Below are 6445 nucleotides of genomic sequence, written 5' to 3'. Positions count from 1 at the left end.
ACCTCGCATATCTCCATCGTCGACAGCTTTGGCAACGTGCTGTCGATGACCACGACAATCGAAAACGCCTTTGGCTCGCGGCTGATGGCGGGCGGGTTCCTGTTGAACAATGAGCTGACGGATTTCTCTTTCCGCACCCATGCGGACGGCGTGCCCATCGCCAACCGGCTGGAGCCGGGCAAGCGGCCGCGCTCCTCGATGGCGCCGACCATTATACTGAAGGACGGCAAGCCGGTGCTGGCCATCGGCTCCCCCGGCGGCAGCCGGATCATCGGCTATGTTGCGAAATCCATTGTGGCTTGGGCCGACTGGGGGCTGGATATCCAGGCGGCGCTGGCGCTGCCGCATCTGGTCAACCGGTTCGGCACCTATGATCTGGAGGCAGGCACCAGCGCCGAGGGGCTGGCGGGGGCGCTGACGGATTTGGGCTATGAGGTCAATATCCGCGATCTGACCTCCGGCCTGCACGCGATTGAGATCGGAGACGGGCTGAAGGGGGCGGCGGATCCGCGCCGGGAGGGGATTGCACTGGGTGGATAAAGCCTCCGCCCGGCTGCCGGGCCGGGTTACGGGTTTCTACCGGCTACTGGGTATTGAAGAACTGCAGGTGCCGGGCGTAGGTTAACTGGTGAAGTTCCGGGCTCTGTGCCCCGACCCCAAGGAGATCTGCCATGGTGCAAGCCACCTCACTGCCGCGCAACGAAGCCGGGATCGCCGCCGCCGTCGAGACGCTGAAACAGCGGTTCGGCGACCAGCTGCAAACCGGCCAGGCCATTTGCGAGCAGCACGGCCACACCACCACTTGGATCACCAACCAGGCGCCGGATGCGGTCGCCTTCCCGACCTCCACCGAACAGGTTGCCGAGATCGTCAAGGTCTGCGCCGAGCACGGCGTGCCGGTCATCCCGTACGGCACCGGCACCTCGCTGGAGGGCCATGTGAACGCCCCCGCCGGCGGTATCTGCATCGACATGATGCGGATGGACAGGATCATCGCCGTCCATGCCGAAGACCTCGACGTGGTGGTGCAGCCCGGCGTCACCCGCGAGCAGCTCAACACTTACCTGCGCGATCAGGGCCTGTTCTTTCCGATCGATCCCGGCGCCAATGCCTCGCTCGGCGGCATGGCCGCCACCCGGGCGTCGGGAACCAATGCAGTGCGTTACGGCACCATGAAGGATAACGTTCTGGCACTGGAAGCGGTGATGGCCGACGGCGGTGTGATCCGCACCGCGCAGCGGGCCAAGAAATCCTCGGCCGGCTATGACATGACGCGCCTTCTGGTCGGCTCCGAGGGCACCCTGGGCCTGATCACCGGGCTGACCCTGAAACTGCAGGGCATCCCCGAGGCGGTGCGCTCCGCCCGCTGCTCCTTCCACAGTGTGGACGACGCCTGCCGCGCGGTGATGATGACGATCCAATACGGTATCCCTGTTGCCCGGATCGAACTTCTGGACGCGCTCAGCGTGCGGGCAGCCAATGCCTATTCCGGCCTCGACCTGCCGGAAAACCCGCTGCTGCTGCTGGAATTCCACGGCTCCGATGCGGGTGTGGTGGAACAGAGTGATATGTTTGCCTCCATCGCTGAGGAATTCGGCGGTTTCGACATCGCCGCAACCTCGACGGCCGAGGAGCGCAACAAGCTGTGGCAGGCGCGGCACGACATGTATTGGGCCAGCCTGCAACTGCGCCCCGGCGCCAAGGGGATCTCCACCGATGTTTGCGTGCCGATCTCGCGTCTGGCCGAATGCGTCGGCGCCGCGCGCGACAAGGCCGAAGGCATGGGGCTGATGGCGCCGATCGTCGGCCATGTGGGCGACGGCAACTTTCACGCGCTGCTGCTGATCGATATGGATAGCGGCAATGAGCGGCAGAAGGCGGATGAGTTTGTCGGCTGGCTCAACGATCTGGCGATCTCGATGGACGGCACCTGTACCGGCGAACACGGCATCGGCCAGGGCAAACGGCCCTATCTGCAAAAGGAACTGGGCGAGACCACCCGTTACATGGCGGCGGTCAAGGCCGCATTGGATCCGGACAACATCATGAACCCGGTCAAGATTCTGGAGATGTGATCCGCAAACGCCCGCCAGCGGCCCGCACTGGGCCGGCGGCGGGATTTGAGTATTTCTGAAAAGATGAAGAGGCACGCACCGGCGCTTCATCTTTTCAGAAATACTCACTGCACAACGGCTGCGCCCGGACGCGACCTCAGAGCGTTGCGCCTCCGGCGTACGCCCCTGTCACCGCATTTTAAACCCCATATGCCACTCTTTCTCTTGATCGCGGTCACCGCCGGGACTGACACCCCCGGCACTTTGGAACAGGGCCCTTAGGCAAGGGCACGCAGAAACGACGTTCAGTGTGCGGGAGGAAGCTCCCGTCCCGCCTCCTTGGCGGCGCCGCCACTCCTTACTGCTGACGGTCATGGCATCAGACAGCACCCAGGGATAAGCACCGGCAGAATGCAGCAGCAACCGGCAGGGCAGCGGCACGTGCACGGCAGTTTTCGCCGAAATGCCGGAAAGCTGCCGCAATTCTGCGCCGGCTCCTGATTTGGGATGAAGCCGCAGCATTTCGTGGAACCGGAGACCGGCATGGGACTGAAAAAGGCAATGGGCATCCTGGTGTTCAGCACCCAGGCGGTGATCGGCTATGATTACTACATCCAGACCCGGGACGCGGGGCTGAATTGGGGCGATCTCAGCGCCACCGACTACAGCACCATCCTGCAGGACCGCTTTACCCGTGCCCGTGCCGCCAAGGAGGCAACCAGCCTCGCCGCCGTTGCAGCCGGCGGCGGCCAGGCAATCCTGGGCGGGACGGCCAGCTACGGCAACAGCCTGATATCGGGCCGCGAGCAGGTTGCAGAGGCGCAGAACAGCGAGGACGCGCCTCAGCCGGTCTGCATCCGCCGCGGCAATGTCGCGGACTGCTGACGGCCCCGAACCGGCCTGAGCAAGGAACCGCTGGGGGCGAAGGCGCCGCTGCCCTTTTCGCGGCACAGAAAAACACCCTTTCCGGCAGGGCTGCGGTAAAATCCGATAGGCTGCGGCGCGCAAGGTCGGTTTTGGATGCTTTAGCGTCGGATGGATTTTGCGCGGATTTCAATGCGCGGGCATAACCGCATCCAAGAATCTCATAAAGCTGGAGAGCCGGAGAATGAAAACCCAAGTCAAAGCACTTGTTGTCGGCGGCGGCGCCGTTGGCACCTCGATTGCCTATCACCTGGCCAAGGCCGGCTGGGAAGACGTCATGCTGATCGAGCGTGACGAGCTGACCTCCGGCTCGACCTGGCACGCAGCCGGCCTTCTGCCGCTGTTCAACATGTCCTATGCGACCACCCACATCCACAAGTACTCGGTCGATTTCTACAAGACCCTGGAAGAGGAAACCGGCCTGAACGCAGGTTTCGCCGTGGTCGGCAACCTGCGGATGGCCCAGACCCAGGAGCGCATGGACGAATACATGCTCTATGCCTCCATCGCGGAAACCTGCGATGTGCCCTATGAATGGCTGACCCCGGATGAGATCAAGGCACGCTGGCCGCTGATCGAAACCTCCGACCTGAAGGGGGCGATCTACCACACCGAGGACGGCTATATTAACCCCGCCGACGTGACCCAGGCGATGGCCAAGGGCGCCCGTCAGCGCGGCGTCGAGATCGTCCGCAAGCTGCAGGCCGATGAATTCCACTGGACCGGCACCCACTGGGAAGTTACCTGCACCAAGATGGTGGAAAAGGGCGGCAACCTGGTTGAGAGCGACGAGAAGGTGGTGATCACCGCCGAGCATGTGGTGACCGCATCGGGCAACCACGCGCAGCGCACCGCCAAGATGCTGGGCATCAAGATGCCCGCGATCCCGGTCGAGCACACCTTCATCGTCATGGACAAGGACCCCGAGCTGGTCAAATGGCGCGAGGCCGGCAACCCCGAGCACCCGGTTGTCCGCGACGCCGACAATGAATCCTATGCCCGCGAAGAGCGCGGCGGCTGGATCCTCGGTATTTATGAGCGCGGCGCCCCCGCGCGGTTCGAACACGGTGTGCCGGACAGCTTCCGTGCTGACCTGTTCCCGCTTGATCTGGACCGGATCGCCGATCAGTACATGGCGATGGCCGAACGGGTGCCCTCCTGCGCCGAGAGCGGCCTCAAGGACGACTTCAACGGCCCGATCTGCTACACCCCCGACGGCAACCCGCTGGTCGGCCCGGCACCGGGCCTGCGCAACATGTGGCTGGCGGAAGGCTTCTCCTTCGGCATCACCGCCGCGGGCGGCACCGGCTACTACCTGGCGCAGATGATGGTGGACGGCGAGGCCGAGATCGACATGGCGTCGCTCGACCCGAAACGCTATTCCTCCAACTGGATGACCACCGAGTTCGCGGCGCGCAAGAACGAAGAGTGCTATGAGCACGTCTATATTCTGCACCACCCGGACGAAGAGCGCCCGGCAGCCCGTCCGCTGCGCACCGCCCCGGCATTTGACCGCCAGAAGGCCCGCGGCGCACAGTTCGGCTGGGTCAACGGCTGGGAACGTCCGAACTACTTCGGTCCGCTGGACGCAGCTGACAATTTTGACGAGGAAGCCCGCTCCTTCCGCCGCGGCGGCTGGTGGCAGCACGCTGTCGACGAGGCAAAAGCCATCCGCGAAGGCGTTGGCCTGGTGGATGCAACCGCCTTTACCAAGCATATCGTCAAAGGCCCCGGCGCAACCCAGTTCCTGGACTGGTTCACCTGCAACAAACTGCCGAAGGTCGGCCGTATCAACCTGACCTATGCGCTGACCGTTGCCGGCACCACCCGCACCGAATACACCATCGTCCGCCTGAAGGACGACGAGTATTACCTGGTGTCGGCGGGCGCCTGGACCGAATACGACGCCGACTTCCTGAAGAAGGCGATCGCGGACAAGGAAGCCGAGTTCGGCCGTATCGAGCTGCAGGACGTGACCACCCAGTGGGGCGTGTTTGCCATTGCCGGACCGAAATCGCGCGACGTGCTGAAAGAGATCATCGTTGATGCCGATCCGGAAACCGCGCTGTCCAACAAGCGGTTCCCCTGGCTGTCGGCCCGTCAGATCGAACTGGGCATGTGCCCGGTCAATGCGATCCGCGTGGCCTACACCGGTGAGCTGGGCTGGGAACTGCACCACCCGATGGAGATGCAGAACTACCTCTTTGATCTGCTGGAAAAAGCCGGTGAAAAGCATGGCATGAAGCTGGTCGGCGCGCGCGCCCAGAACTGGCTGCGCCAGGAGAAATCCTACCGTGCCTTCGGCAACGAGCTGGGCCGCGACGCGACCCCGCTGGAAGCCGACCTGCCGCGCTTTGTCGACCTGGAAAAAGACTTCCACGGCAAGGACAAGCTGATCGAGACCGGTGTGCGGGTGAAATGCTGCACCCTGCTGATCGACGGTCCGGAAGACGCTGATCCCTGGGGCCGCGAGGCGCTGTACGCCGAAGACGGCACCCGTGCGGGCCGCCTGACCTCGGGCGGTTATTCGGTGGCCTTCGAGAAATCCATCGGCATGGGCTATGTAAAGCCCGAGCTGGCGGTCGAAGGGACCAAGCTGAAGGTCAAGATCCAGGACAAGCTGTGGGATGCGGTCGTCACCTGCGACAGCCCCTATGACCCGAAGAACGAGACCATCCGCCAGAACGGCTAAGGCCTGACGGAGAAGTTAAAAAAAACCCGGTCTTTGTGCTGACGCATTCCGCGTGGTGGACACTGGCCGGGCTGCCTTAACCCGTCTGTGAAATACAGGCATTTCTGCGCCCCGATCTGGGGCGCAGTTTTTTTATTTTTTACAATGCCTTATGACGTCCGTTCTCTGGAGAGGTCCCAGTTCCGAAACTTTCGGCTGATCCGCCTGGTTACTGCTCTCCGCTGCAAGTCGCAGGTTTTTGGCGTGATCGAACGAAACCCGTGCATTTGAGAGATACTTGCCGATCATCGGCGCGTCAGGCTTTCAATCCTCGATCCTTACGATCTTTTGAACAGTCGGATCGTAACGATAGAGATGCATGGTTCCATCCTGGATCAGTTCCACCGCTTCAGCCACATGTTCGGACAGGACATAAAACCATTCACGAGGGAAGACCTTCTTCCCAAAGCGGTCTGTTATGGTCAGGCCTGAAGGACGGGCAGCATCAAAGAACCTGTGGAGCAGGTCTTCGATCTTCATTCTGGAAAGATTTCGCAGTTCGTAGGTTGCACCGATATCTACATCGGCAAGTAGAAAGGTTGCATCATTACGTGCGTCTGCCACCCGGCGCTGAACGTCCTGAGACGTGACACCGATCTTGTGCAAGATGTAGCGGACCACTTTTTTCTGGGCGCTCTGACTTGCTGCGCGCCGCATAAATGGTGCCGGTCAGTTCCAAAGCATCCTCTTCCCACTCAGGATCGAGAGGGCCAAGGCCTGGTCTGTGAAGGTACCA

The 6445-nt window shown here is 62.3% G+C and carries 5 protein-coding genes; 4 read left to right on the top strand and 1 reads right to left on the bottom strand.

Going from position 1 to position 6445, the window contains the following annotated elements; translation table 11 throughout:
- The 4 genes from VOI29_RS21490 to VOI29_RS21475 form a co-directional block, all read left to right on the top strand.
- A partial coding sequence (locus tag VOI29_RS21490; protein ID WP_323783544.1) for a gamma-glutamyltransferase occupies positions 1 to 540 on the top strand: 540 nt, incomplete at its 5' end.
- 131 nt (positions 541 to 671) lie between these two features.
- The gene (locus VOI29_RS21485; protein ID WP_323783542.1) at positions 672 to 2075 is read left to right on the top strand and encodes an FAD-binding oxidoreductase; all 1404 of its coding nucleotides are present in this window, start codon (positions 672 to 674) and stop codon (positions 2073 to 2075) included.
- Positions 2076 to 2597: 522 nt separating this feature from the next.
- Positions 2598 to 2939, top strand: a complete 342-nt coding sequence (locus tag VOI29_RS21480) for a hypothetical protein (protein ID WP_323783540.1) — start codon at positions 2598 to 2600, stop codon at positions 2937 to 2939.
- 223 nt (positions 2940 to 3162) lie between these two features.
- On the top strand, positions 3163 to 5670 hold the full coding sequence (locus VOI29_RS21475; protein ID WP_323783538.1) for an FAD-dependent oxidoreductase: 2508 nt from the start codon (positions 3163 to 3165) through the stop codon (positions 5668 to 5670).
- A 303-nt stretch (positions 5671 to 5973) separates the two neighbouring features.
- Here VOI29_RS21475 and VOI29_RS21470 read toward each other — a convergent pair whose 3' ends face one another.
- Entirely contained in the window at positions 5974 to 6366 is a 393-nt protein-coding gene (locus tag VOI29_RS21470; protein WP_323783535.1) for a GIY-YIG nuclease family protein, read from the bottom strand.
- Positions 6367 to 6445: the final 79 nt, after the last annotated feature.

Origin of the sequence: Leisingera sp., assembly GCF_034669605.1 — a bacterium.
In the GTDB taxonomy this organism is placed as follows: domain Bacteria; phylum Pseudomonadota; class Alphaproteobacteria; order Rhodobacterales; family Rhodobacteraceae; genus Leisingera.
Note: the sequence above shows the minus strand (reverse complement) of the source record. Positions and strands in the feature narration are given on the sequence as shown.